Origin of the sequence: Flavobacterium sp. I-STPP5a, assembly GCF_009764685.1 — a bacterium.
In the GTDB taxonomy this organism is placed as follows: domain Bacteria; phylum Bacteroidota; class Bacteroidia; order Flavobacteriales; family Flavobacteriaceae; genus Flavobacterium.
Window position 1 is genome coordinate 200,362 of sequence record NZ_VHLM01000019.1, and the last position, 21,527, is coordinate 221,888.

Consider the following 21,527-nt stretch of genomic DNA (forward strand, 5'->3'; position numbering starts at 1 on the left):
TTCTAAATGCAATCTGAGTAAGGTTGCATTTTTTTATACAATTTAGTTTTACCTTTGTATTAAAATCTAATATTTTGAATCAAAAGGTAGTTAAGAAGTTCTCTAATTCCATCGAATTGTATATCAAAAGAGAAGATTTGTTGCATCCATTTGTTTCTGGAAATAAATTTAGAAAGCTCAAATACAATATCCTAGCGGCCAAAGAGTTTCAAGAAAAGCGGTTGCTCACTTTTGGAGGCGCATTTTCAAACCATATTGCCGCAGTAGCGTATGCTGGTTATGAAAGTGGTTTTAAAACTATTGGTATTATTCGAGGAGATGAATTAAAGGACCAAACGGTTTTAAATCCCACATTAGCTTTTGCAAAGCAATACGGAATGGAATTTGAGTTTGTTTCAAGAGCAGAGTATCAGCACAAGAATGAACCAGAAAATCTAGCGAAATGGACCAAAAAATGGGGTGCTTTTTATTTGATTCCAGAAGGCGGAACAAATTCACTAGCCATACAAGGGTGTCAGGAAATACTAAACGAGGAGGATTGTTGTTTTGATTATATCTGTTGCTCCGTTGGAACAGGTGGGACAGTTTCAGGCCTTATAAACAGTATTTTTCCACATCAAAAAGTTTTAGGTTTTCCGGCATTAAAAGGTGATTTTTTGAAAGAGGAAATTTGTAATTTTGTATCGAATAAAAATTGGGAATTACAAACAGACTATCATTTTGGGGGGTATGGCAAGGTAAATGATACTTTAATACAATTTATCAATCAGTTTTACATTGATTTTAAAATACCTCTAGACCCTATTTATACAGGAAAAATGGTTTATGGTGTTCTTGATTTGATGGAGAAAAATTATTTTCCCGAAAATTCAAAAATTTTAATGATCCATACAGGAGGATTGCAAGGCATTCAGGGAATGAATATCAAATTAAAAAACAAACAATTACCAACTATTGATATACATGTTTAAAAAAAATATAATAATACTTTTATTGCTTGCTCTTGTAAGTTGCAATACAGCTAAGCCAGTGATAATTACAAAAAAGGCAAATGCAAAGCCAGTTCTAAAAACTACGATAAAAACAAAACCGGAAACCAATATACCAGTAAAAAAAACAGTTATTATAGCACCAACAAAACCTAAAGCTACCACAACAAAAAAAACAAAAGAGACTGTAAATAACACACCAAAAGAGGTAATTGTTTCTACTTCAAAAACTATAGTTACCAGTGATGTAATTGTGTTATACGTGTCAAAATACAAGGACATAGCTATGGGGAACATGAAAAATTATGGTATTCCAGCGAGTATCATTCTTGCTCAGGGTGTTCTTGAATCTGGTGCCGGAAATGGTGATTTGGCCTTGAGTGCTAACAATCACTTTGGGATTAAATGCCATGTAGGTTGGACAGGAGAAACCGTAAATCACGATGATGATGCCTCTCAGGAATGTTTTAGAAAATACGATAATCCTTCAGAATCTTTTAGAGATCATGCACTCTTTTTAACCAGTAGAAGTAGGTATTCTAAATTATTTGAAAACCAAAAAGGCGATTACAAAGCATGGGCCAGAGGTTTACGGGAAGCAGGATACGCCACAGATCCTAAATATCCTGATAAATTAATTTCATATATAGAAAGGTATCAATTGCATCAATACGATGATTTGGTTTTAGGGATTAATTCAAATGCTAAAATTAAGGAAATCACAGATGAATTGAATGTTGTAAAAGACGACTCGGTTTCTTGGAATTCTGAAAGTTATGAAGTTCAAAAAGGAGATACTTTATATTCTATTGCAAAGAAATTTGCCTTACAAGTAGAGGATTTAAAACAAAAAAATAATCTCACTGAAAACGCACTCGCTATTGGTCAGCGGTTAATTGTAAAATAAGTATAAACACATAATTAGTACTCATTAGATGTTATATAAAAGAAGTAGTCAGCTTTTTGCTGAAGCAGAAAAAGTAATTCCTGGAGGTGTCAATTCTCCTGTTCGTGCCTTTAAAGCAGTAGGTGGTATGCCTATTTTTGTAAAAAGTGCCAAAGGTGCCTACCTGTTTGATGAAGATGGAAATAAACTAATAGATTACATCAATTCATGGGGACCAATGGTTTTAGGCCATGCGTACGAGCCTGTCGTTGAAGCTGTAATTGAAAGAGCAAAATTAGGAACCTCTTTTGGAATGCCAACTGAGCTTGAAACCCAAATAGCTGCTTTGGCCATAAAAATGGTACCTAATATTGATAAAATTCGTTTTGTGAATTCAGGAACAGAAGCCTGTATGAGTGCAATTCGTTTAGCGCGAGGGTATACAAAAAGAGATAAAATCATCAAATTTGCAGGTTGTTACCATGGCCATTCGGATTCTTTTTTGATCCAAGCAGGAAGTGGCGCTATTACATTTGGTTCTCCTAATAGTCCAGGGGTAACCGCTGGAACGGCTAAGGATACTTTGCTAGCACGATACAATGATCTATCCAATGTAGCTGAATTAATTGCTGCAAATCCAAATGAAATTGCAGCTATAATTGTTGAACCTGTGGCGGGTAATATGGGTTGTATTCCACCTAAAGATGGTTTTTTAGAGGGCTTACGCCAATTGTGTACAGATAATGGAATCCTACTTATTTTTGATGAAGTAATGACCGGTTTTAGACTTGCAGCAGGCGGAGTTCAAGAACTTGTTGGAGTTACTTCAGATATTGTTTGTTTTGGAAAAGTTATTGGCGGAGGTTTACCCGTAGGAGCATTTGCAGCACGTGCAGAAATTATGAATTATCTTGCGCCATTAGGTCCTGTTTACCAAGCAGGAACTTTGTCTGGAAATCCATTGGCAATGGCCGCAGGATTAGCCATGTTACAAGCCTTAGATGCAGATAGAGACGTGTTTAATCGATTAAAAGACAAAACAACTTACTTAGCAGCAGGAATAGATAGAGTTTTGCGCAATAACAACGTGGTCTTTACAATAAATACCATTGGATCTATGATTTCAGTACATTTTGATGAAAACGCAGTGGTAGATTTTCAAACAGCTGCAAAAGGAGATAATGAAACATTCAAGAAATTCTTTCATGGCTTACTCCAAGAAGGAATTTACATAGCACCTTCAGCGTATGAGACTTGGTTTATTACCGATGCGCTTACGTATGAGGATCTAGATTTTACCATTCAAGCCATTGATAAAGTGTCTAAAACTTTTTAAAAAAAGGTTTGACGTAAATAATATTTACATAAAAATGCCCCAAAAAAGTTTATACTATTTGGGGCATTTTTTATAAAATAAGTTTTTATTTTCTGTGAGACTCTAATCTATTTGCTTTTTTACCATGCTGATACGCTAGCCTTTTAGCAGCTCGCTGGTGTCTTTCTGTTCTTGAAGCATCCCATTTTTTAAACTGCTCGTTTGAAAGAATTTTTTTCATTCGTTCTTTCATCACAATTTGATTGTCTAGTATTTGGTTTTTAAGCTCAAAACGCTCATTAGATGTTAGTTGTTTTTTTTCTGCCGTTTTGTTTGCTTTTCTATCAGCAAGCAGCGCTTCACGTTTAGTGCTTTGTTCAACAAGAAGTGAACTAATTTCTTTTTGCTGAGATGCATTAAGATCTAGTTCCAGAGTCATTTTCTTGACCTGTAAGGCTCTTTTTTGATCGGTACTCATACGTTCCATTTTAGCACCCTCAGTTCTTGTTTTTCTTTCTTGCGCTTGACTTGTTATTCCAAAAGCCAAAACCATTACAATCAATAATTTTTTCATTTTTTTTAGTTTTAAAGTTTATTGCTATAGGACAAATGCAAAACAAAAAAGTTTAATACTTAACAAAAATTTATTATTTTTAAGTGTTGAAAATTAATGAGTTGTAAGTCTTTTAGAGCGAGTTATATGCTGTGGTTTAATTGATACAGCAATAGTGATTTTGTGTATTATGAATGTACAAATGAAAAATGTGAAGTATATGGTATAATGTAATGACGAATGGTCAAAACAAGTGTATTTAAAATTTACATAAGACTTTATTTTTTAAAATTCTCTTAAGTAAAGAAAATTTTTAGTGTGATAAAGGGAAGTAGTTCTGTGTTAGGGATGCTAAAAATACCTTAGGATCTTTTTTTGTAATATTTTTTTAATTGTGAAATGAAGTCACTTTCAAAAGTCTAACCTATTTGAAAATAAAAAACCGACTTAATTTAAGTTTTGCTTCCTTACCAAGCGTAGTGTTTTGTCTTAGAAAGCCATTTCACTTAATAAGGATGATCTAAACAATATGATGGTGGCAACAGTTGCTCTAAATGTAAAGTTTACAGATTTGTCAAGTAATAACACTTTTATTACCAGCAACGCAGGTAATCTATCTGTTTCAACTTGTAGTGTTGCAATCGTTGTATTGCTCAACTCAGGAAATATTGTCAGTATTAATTATAGACTAGTAACGCGGCAATTGTACGGTTTGTGTTAGTCAAGCCGTTTGTGTGTTAGTAACGAAAAAAGTGGCGTAGCAACTGTATGAAGTTCAGCTATTTTTGTAGTTGTAGTTGCACCTGTGAATGTTTCTTAATGTGATTTTTAATTAAAATTGATTCAAAAAAAAGGAACTCCAAAATGAAGTTCCTTTTTAATTTTATTTTTTTAATCAACTTATTCTTTTAATCTACAAGATTTTACATCACCATCAACTACAACTTCGGTCATTCCTAAAGAAGAAAGGTTTTTCATAGCTTTGTCCCATTTTTTACCACTCAATTGCGATTGGATTTTCAATAAACCAAATTCCATTTGATTGTTATTTACTTGTAAAAGCGTTACAATTAATTTTTCGTCTTCTTCAAGCTCAATTTTTACTTGTTTTTTCTCAGGACGCATTTGTGGAAACAACAATACTTCTTGAATAGAAGAATTATTAGTTAAAAACATCATCAAACGATCCATTCCAATTCCTAATCCAGACGTAGGTGGCATTCCATATTCTAATGCTCTCAAGAAATCTTCATCAATAGTACCGTTCGCTTCGTCATCACCTTTTTCTGCTAAGCGCATTTGGTCCTCAAAACGCTCTCTTTGATCAATAGGATCATTAAGTTCTGAGTAGGCATTGGCAACTTCTTTACCACAAACCATTAATTCAAAACGTTCTGTAAGTTCTGGATTATCACGGTGTTGTTTACAAAGCGGAGACATTTCTTTTGGATAATCAGTAATAAACGTAGGTTGAATGTAGTTTCCTTCGCATTTAGCGCCAAAAATTTCATCAATTAATTTTCCTTTACCCATGGTTTTGTCCACATCAATACCCATGCCTCTAGCAGCTTCAAACAATTCTGCTTCTGTTTTTCCAGAAATATCAAAACCGGTAAAATGCTTAATAGAATCCGTCATGGTAACACGTGCATACGGTGCTTTAAAATTTACCGTATGTTCGCCAAAAATAGCTTCGCTAGTTCCGTTAACCGCTATTGCGCAGTGTTCTAGCAGGTTTTCGGTAAATTTCATCATCCAGTTGTAGTCTTTGTAGGCTACATATATTTCCATGGCAGTAAATTCTGGATTATGCGTTCTGTCCATTCCTTCATTACGAAAGTTTTTAGAGAATTCATAAACCCCATCAAATCCACCTACAATCAATCTTTTTAAATACAATTCATTTGCAATACGCATGTAAAGCGGAATGTCAAGTGAGTTGTGGTGTGTAATAAACGGTCTAGCCGCAGCACCACCAGGAATAGGCTGTAAAACAGGAGTTTCAACTTCAAGATATCCTTTATCATTAAAAAAAGAACGCATAGCGTTAAACAATTTAGTTCTCTTAATAAAAGTAGCTTTTACATGATCATTTACAGTCAAATCTACATAACGACGGCGGTATCTTTGTTCAGGATCTGCAAAGGCATCGTAAGTTTTTCCGTCAGCATCTGTTTTTACAACAGGCAATGGTTTTAGTGCTTTAGATAGAACACTAAGTTCATGAACATGCACTGATATTTCACCTACTTGTGTCTTAAAAACCGTACCTCGCACACCTATGAAATCACCAATATCCAATAATTTTTTGAAAACAACATTGTACATCGTTTTCTCCTCATCATTTGAAATATCATCACGAGAAATATATACTTGTATACGTCCTTCGGCATCTTTCAATTCAGCAAATGAAGCTTTCCCCATAATGCGTTTTCCCATCAATCTACCTGCTAAAACTACCTCTTTGCCTTCGAATTTTTCAAAGTCAGCAAGTATTTCGCTTGAGTAAACTGTTGTAACAAATTCTGCTGCAGGATAAGGCTCAATGCCTAGGTTTCGCAATTCTGTGAGAGCCTCTCTACGTAATATTTCTTGTTCAGATAATGCCATTATATGCTGTTTTTAAGTCTGCAAAGATACTATTTAAGTTTTAAAAATTAAAGTTTATCAAGGCCCCTTTTTTTTCTTTTTTGATGCACACAATCATCTTTCAATTGGCGTCTATTCCTGCTATTCGCTCTATCTTTTTTTCTTGTTTTTACAAGAAAAAAAGGATGCCGCTGCTATCAGGGCAATACTAGAAAATTTATTTTTTCAGGAGTCTAAAAGTAGTATAATTCATGTATATTTGTCTTTAATATATCACCCTAACTCTTATGAAAAAATACTTAGGTTTAATAGGCCTCATTTTATTGACAAGTTGTCAAATTACCGAAACACTTACCATAAACAGTGATGGATCGGGTAAAATAACTCAAGAAGTTTTAAGGGATGAGCAAAGCTATCAATTGTTAGTGGGAGAGGAATATTCTAAAGAAGAAGAATACCAAGATACTACCTATGTTTTTAAGGATGTCATCGCTAAAAACCAAGAAACTTTTTCGAGACTGACAAAATTTGAAAAAGAGGTTTTCGGAAAATTCAATCCAGTAACGGTTCATATAAAAAAGAGTTCAATCGAAAAACATTTCAAAACTACTTTTACGCAAGAATTTAAGGGGGTTGAAGAAGTGGCCGACCTTTTAAAAACTGAAAATTATGTAAGCGATATTATTCATAATTATGCATTGGCTGCCGAGGAACATTATTTTAGTGTACAATATAGCTATGATGGTAATATTTTCAAACGGATTGTTAAAATCACAGATCCAGAAAGACTTAAAACGGAGCAAGCAAGAGTAGAGGCTAACAAAAAATATTACGCTTCATTAAAACTAGTAGAAAATTTTGTGCTCAAATACCAGTTTCCATTAAAAATAAAATCGGTTTCAAACCCAAATGCTAAAATTAGTTCTGATCAAAAATCATTGCAATTAGATTTTAAAATCACAGATTGTCTGTACAATCCAGACAGTACTAATCTGGAGGTGGTTTTGGAGTAATAATGAGTTCGGATTCTTTTGTAAAGAGTTTGTATATTTGAACAAAAAAATAATATGAAAAAAATAGCAGTATTTCTTTTGGTTCTCATTTCAATAGTGAGTTGTACCATAAAAGAGAAAATGGTAATAAATGAAAATGGTTCAGGAACATTTTCGTATGGTTTTGATATGGCTGCTTTATTAAAAATGGGAGGGCCAAAAAGTGATTCTACAAAAGTTTCTAAAAATGTAGATACCGTTTTTACATTCAAGGAAATGTTTGCAAAAATGAGTGATAGCATTGGTAAACTCTCTATCGTAGAAAAAGAACAGTTAAAATTACTTGAGGATTTTAAAATCAATTTAAAAGTAAATGAAGAAAAACAGCTGTTTGAATACAATATGACATTTGATTTTGCGTCTTTAGATAGCTTGAAAAATATGGTGTCTCCTCTAAAAAGTGCTGAGGTTTTGTCATTATCAGATAAAAGGTTAGGAGGTAAGGTTTCTAAAAAATCAGAGGACGAGAATGATTATAGAACTTCGTTTGTTTATGATGGTACTAGTTTTGAAAAGAAAGTATTAGATAAGAATAATAAAGAAATAAAAAATGCAGTGTCTACTTCTAGAAATAAAAAAAAGAGTGCTAAAAAAGAAGCTGATGATGAATTCTCAAAAAAAATGCAGGATATGTTTAAGGAATGTAAATATTCTTTAGAATATCATTTCCCAAAAAAGATAAAAAGCATCTCATTAAAGGATGCTAAGATTTCAGAAGATAAAAAAAGCTTTGTTGTTGAGATACCTATAGAAAACTTAAAAGAGAATAGTGATCAACTAGGATTTAAAGTGCTGTTTGAAAATTAAATAAAATGAACAAAGAAATCCAACTTCAAGATCTAGGAAATAATGATTACAAGGCTACTTGGGAATACCAAGAAGAATTATTTAAGGGTATTGTAGATTTAAAAATTCGGAATCGTCGAGAGGAACTTGAATTGACTACGCCTAATTATTTTCTTTTTGTAGAGCATCCGCATGTATATACACTTGGTAAAAGCGGTGACTTGACTAACTTGCTTTTATCTGAAAAGCAATTGGAAGCCAAAGGTGCTACTTTTTATAAAATTAATAGAGGCGGTGATATTACCTACCACGGCCCAGGACAAATAGTAGGCTACCCAATTATCGATTTAGAAAATTTTTTCACAGACATTCACAAGTACCTTCGTTTATTAGAAGAGTCAATTATTCTTACGCTACAAGAATACGGTCTTGCCTGTGGGCGTAGCGAAGGGGAGACAGGTGTTTGGCTTGGTGTAGGAACACCATTTGCTAGAAAAATATGTGCCATGGGAGTTCGAGCATCGCGATGGGTTACCATGCATGGGTTTGCATTGAATGTAAATGTAGACTTAGGTTATTTTGATAATATTATTCCTTGTGGTATAAAAGGAAAAGCTGTGACTTCACTAAATGTGGAGCTAGGAGTAAAAGAAGTGAATGAAAGTGAAGTAAAAGAAAAAATCCTGCATCATTTTAAAAATCTTTTTGAGTGTACTTTGGTTAAAGAATAAACTTTAAAAAGTTCATAGACTTATTTTCTAATTTATAAAAAGGTATAGATGAACTCAAGTTTATTTTTCAATTATCAACTTTTTTGTCTTAAATGAAACTTTTTTTTTGATTATATGTATAGGTAGAATTTTTCATGAAATATATAACTTCATATAGGCTTCATTGAAAGTTTTAAAAAAGTATAATTCTAGTAATTTGATTGGTTATTCTATAAATTAAGCTTTAATTGTTCAGGTAGAAGTCTAAAACTCAAACGATGGTATTTTGTGATACCATATTTTTTTATAGCCTCTCTATGGTCTTTAGTGGGGTATCCTTTATTTTTATTCCAGTTATACATAGGGAATTCTTCATGAATACGGTTCATGTATTCATCCCTATATGTTTTGGCTAGTATTGAAGCTGCAGCTATACTTTGGTACTTAGCATCACCTTTTATTATACATGCACTTGGCGTGTTAGTTAAGAAGACTATTTCATCTGCAGTAAAAAGTAAACCGCCGCGATTTTTAATTCCAGTTTTAGGTAAAAAAGGAGAGTTGCCATCTATAATTATTGATAAAGGCTTTGGATTTAATTGTAAAATACACTCCTGCATGGCTTTTATTGATGCGTTCAAAATATTTATGTCATCAATAATTATAGGTTCTAGATGTGTTATTGCGAAAGTGACCGCAGTTTCTTGAATAATAGGTCTTAAGTCATTTCTGTTTTTAGCAGATAATTTTTTACTATCGTTCAACAAAGGAATACTACGGTTTTCAGGAAGTATTACTGCGGCTGCTGTAACAGGTCCAGCTAAACAGCCTCTTCCGGCTTCGTCAGCTCCTGCTTCTAGGGATGTACTCAAATGGTGAGATAGCAACATATATTTTTTTTGTAAAATTAGGATTAAAATTAATGAGTTTGTTTTTTTTAAGTTTAAAACGTGCGTAATTAGTACTATTAACATTAATAGTGTAATTTGATTTGTGTTAAATTTTCTAAAAATTTGTTTCTTTGATATTTTATTATGATTTTTGTAACATAACTAAATCAAAACATATTTAATATGAGATCAAAATTTAAATGGATTTTTACGCTTTTACTAGCGTTCTCTATGCAGTTTTCTTTTGCCCAAGAAAGAACTATCTCAGGTATAGTATCTGATGCTTCTGGACCAATCCCTGGAGCTAATGTTCTTGTAAAAGGAACTAAAGTTGGTGTTCAGACTGATTTATCAGGAAAATACTCAATTAAGGCGTCTATTGGACAATCTTTAGTTTTTTCATTTATCGGAATGAAAGAATCTACGGTTAATGTTACAGGAGCATCTACAGTTAATGTAAAATTGCTAGACGCAAACAATGCATTAGAAGAAGTTGTTGTTGTGGGATATGGAACTCAGAAAAAGAGAAATGTGAATGGTGCAATTTCAAAAATTGGAGGGGATAAAATTAAAAATATTCCGGTTCAAAGTTTTGATCAGGCTCTTTCTGGTGCTGCTTCCGGTGTAAACGTATCGCAACCTAATGGAGTTTTGGGTAATCAAGCTGTTATTAGAATTAGAGGTGTGAACTCGATTACATTAAGTTCTTATCCATTAATAGTTGTTGATGGTGTTCCATCTTGGAATGGGGATAACTTAAATCAAAATCAAGCTGCGAACAACCCTTTAGCAAATATTAACCAAGCAGATATTGAAAGTGTTGAAGTATTAAAAGATGCCTCATCTGCGGCTATATATGGTTCTCGTGCTGCTGCTGGTGTAATTTTAATTACAACTAAAAAAGGTAAAGCAGGTAAGTTTTCAGTAAATCTTGACTCATCTATTAGTTTTACAAGTCCTTTTAATTTGATTGATGTGTTAAATGCGCAGCAATTTACAGATATCAAAAATGAAGGTTTAAGAAACGCCGGTACACCTGCAAATGGAACTACTAGAGGGTTTTATACTATGAATGATGCTAATGGGAAATTAGTTGATACAAATTGGTATGATTTAATATATAGAACTGGTGTTGCTGTTAATCATAGTGTGAGTATTTCAGGTGGTAATGAAAATACCAAATACTTTTTATCTGCTGGTCAGTTAGAACAAGAAGGTATTTTTATAAACAATGATTTTAGAAGACAAACAGGTCGTTTTACTTTGGATCAAAAAGTAACTGATTGGTTAACTTTAGGGGGTACGTTTAATTATACTAACTCAAGAAATAACGGTATTAGTACAGGTTCTGTTGCAGGTTCTAATTTTGATTCGTCTGGTGCAGCTAGGTTAGCTTTTGCTCAGGCTCCTAACGTAGGTCCTTTTAATAATAACGGTACATATAATTTAGCGCCTACGCAAATTGGTCAAGGGAATAACCTTACAGCTTTGCAATGGCCAAATGTTAAATATATTTTAGATAATAATAGCATTTCGAATCAAAACGATCATATTATTTCTAATTTTTATATTGGACTTAAACTTGCAAAAGGTTTAAATTTTAAATCTTTGTATGGAATTGACAACTTATTGGTAGGGAATAAAGATTTCTTAGGCCCTTTAAATGGAAACGGTCAACAATTTGCAGGAGCTGCTACTAATACAATGAATAGATATTCAAGAAAATCTATCCAAAATGTATTAGATTATAATGTTAGATTTTCTGATAATCAAGATTTAAGTGTTTTGGTAGGTTCAGAACGTCAGTATTCAAAAGTGGATGCTTGGGGTGCTTCTAGAAGAGGGGTTTCTGATCCATTTTTTAACGAATATCAAGGTGGCTTTAATACCATAGTTGTTTCGGGTAATTTACTTACTGAGAATTATTTAGAGTCTTATTTTGGACGTGTAAGTTATGATTTTAGTAAAAAGTATTTCATTTCAGCAAATGCAAGACGTGACGGGTTCTCTGCTTTTTCTCCAGTTAACAAGTGGGGTAATTTTTGGGGAGGATCTCTAGGTTGGTCTTTAGCTGACGAGGATTTCTTTAAAAACAGTATTGGTCCAGAGATTGTTAATCAATTGAAGTTTAGAGCTAGTTATGGTGTAGTAGGTAACAATCAAGGTTTAAACGATTTTGCAGCTAGCAGTTTTTTTGACGCTGGAGTAAATGGAGCTAATACTACATTGTTTTATAACCGTGCTGGTAACGAAAACTTAAAATGGGAGACTAGTAGTAAAACAGATTTCGGAATGAATTTTGGTTTGTTTAATGACCGTATTTCTGGTGAATTTGGTTATTATAAAAACTTAATTGATGGATTGATTTTAAGTGTTCCACAAGCTGCTTCTTTAGGAATTCCTGGAAACGCTATTTTAGCTAATGTGGGTAGTATGAAAAATACAGGTTATGAATTGACTTTAAACGCTAGGATTTTTGATAAAGGAAGTTTTAAATGGAATGCAAGTTTCAATATTACAACTCAAAAAAACCTTGTTACAGCACTTGATGCAAACAACTCTGATATTATTGTAGCAACTCAATTAGAAAATGCGAACATAATTAGAGTGGGACAGTCAATTGGTAATTTTTATTTAGTAAGAACAGATGGTGTTAATCCTGCTAACGGTAGAAGAATTTTCTATCATGGTGACGGAACTGCAGTTCAATACGATCATTCGGCACCTTTACCAAGTAGATGGACAAGAGTAAGTGATGGTGCAATAGCACGTGCTCCAAACCAGGCATTAGATGCAAAGGTATATGGTCCGGCTTTGCCAACATTTTTTGGAGGGTTAAATAATACTTTTTCTTACAAAGGTTTTGATTTAAATGTTGCTTTGTATTTTTCTGGTGGTAATTATGTTTACAATGGAACTCAAGCAGGTCTACGTGATCAGCGTGTTTGGAACAATTCTGCCGAAGTTTTAACGCGTTGGCAAAATCCTGGAGATATAACTGAGATTCCTAGAATAGTTTTTGGTGACAACGTATCAAATGGATCTTCTTTGCCTATCTCTGATAATTTAGAAAAAGGTGATTTTGTTAAAGTTAGAAATATTGCTTTAGGTTATAATTTACCTAAAAGTATCTTAGATCCTCTTAAGTTATCAAGTTTTAGATTTTATGTGAGTGCGCAAAACGCCTTTACATTTACAAATTATTCTGGATTTGACCCTGAAATATCTAGTAATGGTAATTCTAATGGTTCTCCAAGTGTTGATAGAAATTCTGCACCTATGGCAAGAACGTTTTCTTTTGGTTTTAACTTAGGTTTATAATTTTTAAAAATATAAAAAGTATGAAAAATTTATTTTTATCACTGATGGCTGTTATGTTCATCACATCGTGTACAGACGATGATGCGCTTAACCCAGTGAATCAAACAAGAATTAGTGACTCTAACGCATTTGCTACTCCTGAAAGAGTTGAACAATTAGTATTAGGGGTTTACGGTCGTGTAAAAGTAGGTAACTTTTATGGGGGACGATTTTTTAACTATCAAGATGTTAGAGGTCCTGAATTTATAAATGAAAGGAATAATGGAGTTACAAACTTATTTGTTTGGAATTTCGGTATCCAATCTTCTACAAATGAAGTTCAAAATTTATGGTCAGCAGCATATACCGCAATCAATAGTTCAAATATTGTTATAAATGGTGTAGAAACAGGAACGCTTTCGGCAGCTTTGAAAACAAGGTATACAGCTGAAATGCGTTTTTTAAGAGCATTATCTTATTATTCACTTGTAACTTTATATGCTAAACCGTTCACCGCTGATAATGGAGCGTCGCCTGGTTTACCATTAAGGTTAACACCTCAAACTGGTTCAGGTACAGGAGATTTAGCAAGATCATCTGTGGCTGATATTTACAAGCAAATATTAGACGATTTAAATTTTGCAGAGACAAATTTGCCTTTAACTAATACCTTGCCAATTAATAATACAACAAGAGCGCACAGAAATACAGCTATTGCTTTAAAAACAAGAGTGCTATTAAGTATGGGACGTTATGCTGATGTTGTTACTGAAGGTAATAAAATAGTTTCTGCTTCAGCTCCCTTTATGGCTTCAACAGGTGTTGCAAATGCTTTAGCGCCATCAATCAGTACTGTTTATGCTCGAGCAACTACAGCAGAAAATGTGTTTTCTTTTGCTTTTAGTTCTAACGATACTCCAGGTACTCAAAACAGCTTAGTTTTTTATTACAACTCAAGTACAAATGGCGGTAGTGAGTATTCATTATCACCACAAGGTATTATTGCTAATACGGGTTGGAAGGCTACTGACGCAAGAAGAACTTTTAATGTTGTAACTGGTGGTAAACAATGGCTTTACAAGTGGACTAGTCCACAAGCAGATCCAGATTTTGTTCCGGTTATACGTTACTCAGAAATTTTGTTAAATTTATCTGAAGCAATTGTGAGAAGCAGTAATTCTATTGATGCACGTGCTATTCAGTTATTGAACGCTGTTAGAGGGAGATCTGACGCGACTACCGTATTCACAGCTGCATCTTTTACTACAGTACAAGCGCTATTAGATCAAATTGCAATAGAAAGACGTATTGAACTTTTAGGTGAAGGATTTAGCTCTCCAGATATTATGAGACTTGGTCAAAACTTTCCTGCGAAAGGTTCTGCTCCTGCAGCATTGTCAACAGATACGCAGTATTTATGGCCAATTCCTTTAAATGAATTGCTTTACAATAAGCTTTGTGTTCAAAATCCAGGACATTAATAATAGAAACCTTCTCAAAATCCAGTATTGCGCGCTCAGCAAAACCCAGGATGGCAATAGTTTATATTATTTAATACAAGAGGCTGAATTTTATTCAGCCTCTTTTTTGTTTTATTTCTTTAGGGTGCGGCTTTTTTTTAATTTCATTACTTTTCTTTTTTCTTTCTTTCTTTTTTATAATCTACATTTGTAGCATGATAGGTTTTAATTTATTCTCTCATCCATGCAACAACGTCTTTTATTTCTTTACATCATAATATTGGTCCCGATCTTATTTTTTGCGCAAGTAAAAAATGAATCTATCGAACAAAAACCTAAATCAATTAGAATCCCAGATTCAATTAGAAACAAAAAATTGGCATCAATTGATCTTTACAAAGTAATCACACTTGATAACGATACCACATATATAGATACTTCATTGACTATTCAAAAAGAATACAGTCATAATTACTTACGAAAAGATATTTTTGGTTTACTTCCTTTTGCAAATGATGGACAAACTTATAATACCTTGCAGTACAGTCTGCGGGATTATAATCCATTACCTGAGTTTGGTTTCAAAGCCAAGCATTTTAATTTTCTAGAAGCACAACACTTACGTTACTATTCGGTTGCTACGCCTGTTACTGAATTGTATTTTAAAACTACAATAAATAGAGGTCAATCTGTAGATGCTTTTATTACTTTAAACACAGCAGAAAATCTTAATTTTTCTATTGCATACAAAGGACTTCGGTCAGAAGGAGAATATCTAAACCAATTATCTAGTACGGGTAATTTTAGGTTTACTACCAGTTATAATACAAAGAACAAGCGTTATTTTGCAAAGGCGCATTATACTTTTCAAGATATTTTAAATGAAGAGAATGGTGGCATCACTACTATTGAAGATTTTGAAAGTGAAAATGCAAGCTTTAATAATAGACAGCGTTTTGAAGTGTATTTTACAGATGCCAAATCTCTCCTAAAGGGCAAAAGATTTTTTTTGGATCATAATTTTAGAATAAATCCGGAAAAAGGAAATACAAATTTGTATGTTTCGCACCAGATAAATTACGAGAATAAATTATTCGAGTTCAATCAAAGTACAGTGTCGTCAACGGTAGGGTCAGCGAGTGTTGGTCGTTTTGGTGATTCGTTTCTTAATTCCAATATAAACGATCAAACGAATTATAATAAATTGTATAATAAAGTTGGTTTGACTTTAGAAAGTAGTTTATTGGGTAACTTTTATTTTTTTATCGATGATTTTAGATCCAATACTGTTTACAATAGAATATTAATTTTTAATAATGGTGCAAATATCCCTAGTGTCTTAGGCCAAGATATTAACACTATTTTAGGTAAATATACTTTTATTCGTGCAAAATTCTCTGGTGATTTCTCCTATCAGCGCTCTATAACACCGCAATCTCTTTCAAATCTTGATGCAAATTTTAGATTTAATTTCAATGAAGATTTCCAACTGGCTTTGCAATATCAAAATTTGAATAAATTACCAAATAATAATTATAACTTATATCAAAGTAGCTATATACAGTACAACTGGTCTAATGATTTTAAAAATGAAAAAATTAATATATTAAATGCTAATCTAGTTTCACCTTGGGTAGATATTGATTTTCAATATACCATACTCAATGATTATTTATACTTTACGAACATAGCAACAGCTCAGCAAAAGAGTGTTCAAACTCAAATTGTGACTCCAGCACAGTATAATGAAACTATAAATTATGCATCTTTAAAGTTAAGTAAAGAAATTAGTTTTGGAAATTTTGCTTTAGATAATACTGTTTTGTTTCAAAAAACAACACAAGATGAACTTGTTTTAAACGTGCCGGAATTGGTGACCCGAAACACCATTTATTATTCTAATTATTTCTTCAAAAACGCATTGTTTTTGCAAACAGGAGTTTCTTTAAATTATTTTACTAATTATTTTGCAAACGAATACAATCCTCTAATAGGCGAGTTTTTTGTTCAAAATGAGAAACAAATTGGGAATCACCCTAATTTAGATTTTTTCATTAATGCAAAAATTCAAAGAACTAGAATATACTTAAAAGCAGAACATTTTAATTCAAGCCTTACTGGCAATAATTTTTATGCTTCACCTAATAATCCATCTCGAGATTTTACAATTCGTTTTGGTTTAATTTGGAATTTTTTCAATTAATTTCAATTTTCTTTAGGGCGTTTTGCCGTGCTATCCGCTATATCTTTTCTTGCTTAAAGAAAGCAAGAAAAGGATACCGCTTCTATCACTAACGCAATCTGTCTTGAAGAAGAATAATTTCTAACAAAACACTATCTTTGCATTCGTTTTTGTAACAAATCTTAAATTTAAATACACTTTTTTATGCATTACGCAGAAAATATATTAGGTACCATTGGTAATACCCCGTTAGTTAAACTAAATAAAGTTACTGCCGAGGTGGAGGCACTCGTTCTAGCAAAAGTAGAAACTTTTAATCCAGGGAATTCTGTAAAAGATAGAATGGCGGTTAAAATGGTTGAAGATGCTGAGGCTGATGGTAGATTACAACCCGGAGGTACCATCATTGAAGGTACTTCAGGGAATACAGGAATGGGACTTGCACTAGTTGCTATCATTAAAGGATACAAATTGATTTGTGTTATCTCTGATAAACAATCAAAAGAAAAAATGGATATTCTACGTGCCGTAGGAGCAAAAGTTGTTGTATGTCCTACTGATGTGGAACCAACTGATCCAAGATCATATTACTCGGTTTCAAAACGACTAGCTGAGGAAACACCTAATTCGTGGTACGTAAATCAATACGATAATCCATCTAATGCAATTGCACATTATGAGCAAACTGGTCCTGAAATTTGGGAACAAACGAATGGTAAAATAACTCATTTTGTAGTTGGTGTAGGTACCGGCGGAACGATATCTGGAACTGCTAAGTATCTAAAAGAACAAAATCCAAACATCAAAATTTGGGGAATTGACACTTATGGTTCTGTATTTAAAAAGTATCATGAAACGGGAATTTTTGATGAAAACGAAATTTATTCTTATATCACTGAAGGTATAGGGGAAGATATTCTACCTAAAAACGTCGATTTTTCTCTTATTGATGGATTTACAAAAGTAACGGATAAAGATGCGGCAGTTTACACTCGAAAAATTGCACTTGAGGAAGGGATATTTGTTGGGAACTCGGCAGGTGCTGCTATCAAAGGATTGTTGCAATTGAAAGAGCATTTTAAGCCAGAGGATGTGGTAGTGGTGCTTTTTCATGATTCAGGAAGCCGTTACGTAGGGAAAATGTATAATGATGAATGGATGCGTGAACGTGGATTTTTAGAAGAAGAAGTGACTAAAGCAGAGGATGTTATAAAAGATCATATTGATAAGCCATTGATTGTTGTTCGTACCGAAGAGTTGGTTTCACATGCTATTGAGCGCATGCGTAAGTACAAGATTTCTCAAATTCCTGTAATAGACATTACTGGTTTTGTAGGCTCTGTTGACGAAAGTGATTTGTTTCAAAGTTATGTTGCAGATAAAAATGTAGCTGATAAACCAATAAAAGAGGTAATGGGAAAACCTTTTCCCGTTGTGAAACATGGAACACCTATAGAAGAGGTTTCTAAATTATTTACTAAAGAAAACGAAGCTGTTTTAGTTGAATTAGCAAATGGCAATCACCATATTATTACCAAGTATGATATTATAGGTTCTATTAAATAGATAGCTAATAATAGAATTTGAGGCCTACTTTGTTTTTACAATGTAGGCTTTTTTTGTTTTAATGAAGTCGTTTTATGATTATGTTAAAAGTGATTTAGAGTATCAGCAACTTATTTTTGATGTATTTTTGTAAATGTAACCTTAATAGAGAATTATAGTGACTTTTACTGCAATAGATTTTGAAACAGCAATTGGGTATCACCCTTGCTCTGTAGGTATTGTAACCGTTGAAAACGGTATTATTGTTGATGAATTTGTTACCCTGATACAGCCACCTAATAATTATTATTCCCCATACACAATTCAAGTTCACGGAATTCATCCATACGATACAGAGTACGCAAAGACTTTTGCTGAAATATATCCTGAAATCCACAAAAGGCTTTGTAATCGTTTAATTGTAGCTCATAACGAGAGTTTTGATAGGAACGTTTTGGCTAAGTCCATGGCGAATAATTACTTGGATTATTCGGATTTAAATATCGCAGATCGATGGGAATGTACGGTCAAAATATACCGAAGCAAAGGATTGAAGCCTACAAAACTAAGTGATTGTTGTCGAGAAATGAACATAGAACTCAACCACCATGAAGCACTCTCTGATGCTCGGGCCTGTGCGCAATTGTATTTGATGAAATAAAATTTTTCATTTCGGTTTTGTAGCTGTTATTTTTATACGTGTAAGTAGAATATTTTCATTACTTTAGTGCAATGTGAAATATAAAAAGTATGAAAGAAGATTTCCTTCATTACATCTGGAGATTCAGAAAATTCAATATTCTAGATTTGAAAACACATCAAGGTGAATCCTTGACTGTCATAAATGTTGGGCAGTATTTAGAACTTTCGGGCCCTGATTTTTTCAATGCTCAAATCCGTATTCAAGATCAAAAATGGGCTGGAAATGTAGAAATTCATATAAAATCTTCTGATTGGTATGTACATCATCACGAAAAAGACGATGCCTATGATAGTGTTATTTTACATGTAGTTTGGGAACATGACACCGAAATTCACCGAAAAAACAATACCGAAATACCAGTTTTAGAACTCAAAAATTATGTTGACCCCTCCATTCTTAACAAGTATCAATCTCTTGTAGCTCCTAAATCTTGGATTTTCTGCGAGAAACAAATCAATCAAGTTGATGATTTTGTTCTTAAAAATTGGCAAGAACGATTGTTTTTTGAACGTTTAGAACGTAAATCAAAACCTATTTTTGATTTATTGAATCAAACTAATCAAGATTGGGAAGCAGTTTTATTTTGTCTTTTAGCTAAAAATTTTGGCTTAAACACCAACGGAGATGCTTTTTTAAAGATTGCACAATCAATTCCATTTGCTATCATAAGAAAAGAAAGTTTTGAAGTTGGAAATCTAGAAGCTTTACTTTTTGGAACTGCTGGATTATTAGGTACAGAAAAAGAAGATAATTACTTTAAGGATTTAAAGTTTAGGTATTTTTATTTACTTCATAAATACCAGCTTGAAAAAGAAATTATAGAGCCAGTTCATTTTTTTAAACATCGACCTGATAATTTTCCTACGATAAGGCTTTCTCAATTGTCAAATTTGTATCATTTACATCAAAATTTATTTTCAAAAATAAGCACTTTAAAGTCTCTACAAAGTTGTTATAATTTGTTTCAAATTCCATCATCGTTGTATTGGAATACACATTATCAGTTTGATAAAATAAGTCCTAAAAAGAATAAAACGCTCTCTAAATCATTCATTGATTTGATTGTAATCAATACCATAATTCCAATACAATTTGCCTATTTAAAGAGTCAGGGTAAAGAAATAGCAGAGGATTTTATTAATTTGCTTATGGAAATTGCACCCGAAAAAAATTCAATTATTGATAAGTTTAGTTCTTTTGGAATCGTTTCCAAAAATGCTTTTGATTCACAAACACTTCTGCAATTAAAGAATGAGTATTGTAATCAAAGTAAGTGTTTACAATGTAGTATAGGCACTGAGTTGCTTAAAAACAAATAATTATGTACAAGTTCATGTGATAATAATTGTACTTTTGTATTTCAATACCACAGTATTATGTCAGCAATGCTAAAACTTAAATTTTTTTTCGAAAAACACGGATTTCATGTTTCTTCTAGATTAGCAGACACTCTTGGAATGCGGGCAAGTAGTGTGCGTCTTTTTTTTATATACCTCTCTTTTGTCACTGCTGGATTATGGTTTGCAGTGTATCTTACACTCGCATTTTGGATGAAGTTAAAAGATCTCATAAGGGCAAAACGAACTTCAGTATTTGATTTATAAAATAAATAAAAAAAGGCTCCTAAAATTAGAGGGCACTGAAAAAGTCTTTTTTCGAATAAATTGATAAATAAAAGGAGTAGAAAGCTTAGTATTTCTACTCCTTTTTTGGTATATTTAGCTGTAATTATAAGAGCTTTTAGATGTTAGTACAACAGCAATCAATACAGTTCAGTGAACATTCTTCTTTATATGATTTAATTATTCCAAAGAATAACATTCTGAGAAAAATCAATGATTTAATAGATTTTTCCTTCATTTATGATGAATTATTAAATAAGTACTGCACCAATAATGGACGTATGGCAGAAAGCCCCGTTCGTATGTTCAAGTATTTGCTTCTTAAAACAATTTACACCGTTTCCGATGTTGATGTAGTGGAACGTTCTCAATATGATATGTCTTTTAAATATTTTTTAGATATGAATCCAGAAGACGATGTTATCAATCCGAGTTCGTTGACCAAATTCAGAAAACTACGCTTGAAAGACACCGACTTATTAAATCTATTGATAAATAAAACAGTAACTATTGCTATTGAAAAAGGAATAATTCGTTCGAAGTCTATTATCGTTGATGCCACTCATACTTTATCAAGATCTAATCCGTTTTTAGCCATCGATGTATTGAGAGAACGCTCCAAGTTACTTCGAAAAACAGTATACACCTTTGACGACCAATTCAAAGAACGTATGCCTGAAAAGAATTCCGACAATGATTTAGAAAAGGAGTTGGTTTATTGTAAAGAGTTAGAAAAGCGTATCGAAAACGAGCCATCTATAAGTTCGATTCCTGCAGTGAAAGAGAAATTAAACCTGTTAAAGGAAACCGTAGAGGACACTCAAGAAAATTTAACACTATCAAAAGATACCGATGCAAAAATAGGTCATAAATCTGCCGAGAGTTCCTTCTTTGGCTATAAGACTCATTTGGCTATGACCGAAGAGCGCATCATTACTGCAGCTG

Annotated in this window: 18 protein-coding genes; 14 read left to right on the plus strand and 4 right to left on the minus strand. The window is 32.9% G+C overall.

What is annotated here, in order from left to right; translation table 11 throughout:
- Window positions 1–74 precede the first annotated feature (74 nt).
- Genes FJV36_RS05110 through hemL form a run of 3 tightly spaced genes read left to right on the plus strand, consistent with a single transcriptional unit; the run spans window position 75 to window position 3,211 of the window.
- Window positions 75–971, plus strand: coding sequence for a 1-aminocyclopropane-1-carboxylate deaminase/D-cysteine desulfhydrase (locus tag FJV36_RS05110; protein WP_158729671.1), 897 nt, complete (start codon window positions 75–77; stop codon window positions 969–971).
- Window positions 964–1,896 carry a glucosaminidase domain-containing protein gene (locus FJV36_RS05115; protein ID WP_158729672.1) on the plus strand — a complete coding sequence of 311 codons (933 nt, stop codon included), beginning with the start codon at window positions 964–966 and terminating at the stop codon, window positions 1,894–1,896. The genes FJV36_RS05110 and FJV36_RS05115 overlap by 8 nt, the downstream gene beginning before the upstream one ends.
- A gap of 28 nt (window positions 1,897–1,924) precedes the next feature.
- Window positions 1,925–3,211: a glutamate-1-semialdehyde 2,1-aminomutase gene (hemL, locus tag FJV36_RS05120; RefSeq protein WP_158729673.1), complete on the plus strand. Its 1,287-nt coding sequence runs from the start codon at window positions 1,925–1,927 to the stop codon at window positions 3,209–3,211.
- Between the two features lie 85 nt (window positions 3,212–3,296).
- Here the strand turns inward: hemL and FJV36_RS05125 are convergent, their stop codons facing one another.
- The 3 genes from FJV36_RS05125 to lysS all read right to left on the minus strand — a co-directional run bounded on the left by FJV36_RS05125 (window position 3,297) and on the right by lysS (window position 6,353).
- Window positions 3,297–3,764: a hypothetical protein gene (locus FJV36_RS05125; RefSeq protein WP_158729674.1), complete on the minus strand. Its 468-nt coding sequence runs from the start codon at window positions 3,762–3,764 to the stop codon at window positions 3,297–3,299.
- 468 nt (window positions 3,765–4,232) lie between these two features.
- The gene (locus FJV36_RS05130; RefSeq protein WP_158729675.1) at window positions 4,233–4,400 is read right to left on the minus strand and encodes a hypothetical protein; all 168 of its coding nucleotides are present in this window, start codon (window positions 4,398–4,400) and stop codon (window positions 4,233–4,235) included.
- 243 nt (window positions 4,401–4,643) lie between these two features.
- Window positions 4,644–6,353, minus strand: coding sequence for a lysine--tRNA ligase (lysS, locus tag FJV36_RS05135; protein WP_158729676.1), 1,710 nt, complete (start codon window positions 6,351–6,353; stop codon window positions 4,644–4,646).
- A gap of 266 nt (window positions 6,354–6,619) precedes the next feature.
- Between lysS and FJV36_RS05140 the strand changes: the two genes are divergently transcribed.
- Genes FJV36_RS05140 through lipB form a run of 3 tightly spaced genes read left to right on the plus strand, consistent with a single transcriptional unit; the run spans window position 6,620 to window position 8,901 of the window.
- Window positions 6,620–7,345: a hypothetical protein gene (locus FJV36_RS05140; protein WP_158729677.1), complete on the plus strand. Its 726-nt coding sequence runs from the start codon at window positions 6,620–6,622 to the stop codon at window positions 7,343–7,345.
- Between the two features lie 54 nt (window positions 7,346–7,399).
- Window positions 7,400–8,191 carry a hypothetical protein gene (locus FJV36_RS05145; RefSeq protein ID WP_158729678.1) on the plus strand — a complete coding sequence of 264 codons (792 nt, stop codon included), beginning with the start codon at window positions 7,400–7,402 and terminating at the stop codon, window positions 8,189–8,191.
- A 5-nt stretch (window positions 8,192–8,196) separates the two neighbouring features.
- On the plus strand, window positions 8,197–8,901 hold the full coding sequence (gene lipB / locus FJV36_RS05150) for a lipoyl(octanoyl) transferase LipB (protein WP_086453901.1): 705 nt from the start codon (window positions 8,197–8,199) through the stop codon (window positions 8,899–8,901).
- A 209-nt stretch (window positions 8,902–9,110) separates the two neighbouring features.
- Here the strand turns inward: lipB and FJV36_RS05155 are convergent, their stop codons facing one another.
- Window positions 9,111–9,770, minus strand: a complete 660-nt coding sequence (locus tag FJV36_RS05155; protein WP_158729679.1) for a ribonuclease HII — start codon at window positions 9,768–9,770, stop codon at window positions 9,111–9,113.
- 183 nt (window positions 9,771–9,953) lie between these two features.
- On the opposite strand from FJV36_RS05155, the gene FJV36_RS05160 reads away from it, so the two are divergent.
- The 8 genes from FJV36_RS05160 to FJV36_RS05195 all read left to right on the plus strand — a co-directional run.
- Window positions 9,954–13,091 carry a TonB-dependent receptor gene (locus tag FJV36_RS05160; RefSeq protein ID WP_199250920.1) on the plus strand — a complete coding sequence of 1,046 codons (3,138 nt, stop codon included), beginning with the start codon at window positions 9,954–9,956 and terminating at the stop codon, window positions 13,089–13,091.
- Between the two features lie 20 nt (window positions 13,092–13,111).
- Entirely contained in the window at window positions 13,112–14,551 is a 1,440-nt protein-coding gene (locus FJV36_RS05165) for a RagB/SusD family nutrient uptake outer membrane protein (protein ID WP_158729680.1), read from the plus strand.
- 355 nt (window positions 14,552–14,906) lie between these two features.
- Window positions 14,907–16,733 carry a putative porin gene (locus tag FJV36_RS05170; protein ID WP_347753135.1) on the plus strand — a complete coding sequence of 609 codons (1,827 nt, stop codon included), beginning with the start codon at window positions 14,907–14,909 and terminating at the stop codon, window positions 16,731–16,733.
- A gap of 183 nt (window positions 16,734–16,916) precedes the next feature.
- Complete coding sequence (locus FJV36_RS05175) at window positions 16,917–18,278, plus strand: pyridoxal-phosphate dependent enzyme (protein ID WP_158729682.1); 1,362 nt, start codon at window positions 16,917–16,919, stop codon at window positions 18,276–18,278.
- A 157-nt stretch (window positions 18,279–18,435) separates the two neighbouring features.
- Entirely contained in the window at window positions 18,436–18,918 is a 483-nt protein-coding gene (locus FJV36_RS05180) for a 3'-5' exonuclease (protein WP_158729683.1), read from the plus strand.
- An 89-nt stretch (window positions 18,919–19,007) separates the two neighbouring features.
- Window positions 19,008–20,279 carry a DUF2851 family protein gene (locus FJV36_RS05185; RefSeq protein ID WP_158729684.1) on the plus strand — a complete coding sequence of 424 codons (1,272 nt, stop codon included), beginning with the start codon at window positions 19,008–19,010 and terminating at the stop codon, window positions 20,277–20,279.
- Window positions 20,280–20,336: 57 nt separating this feature from the next.
- Complete coding sequence (locus tag FJV36_RS16450; protein ID WP_158729685.1) at window positions 20,337–20,564, plus strand: PspC domain-containing protein; 228 nt, start codon at window positions 20,337–20,339, stop codon at window positions 20,562–20,564.
- A 140-nt stretch (window positions 20,565–20,704) separates the two neighbouring features.
- Window positions 20,705–21,527, plus strand: an 823-nt coding sequence (locus FJV36_RS05195; RefSeq protein ID WP_199250921.1) for a transposase, incomplete at its 3' end; no start/stop codon positions are given.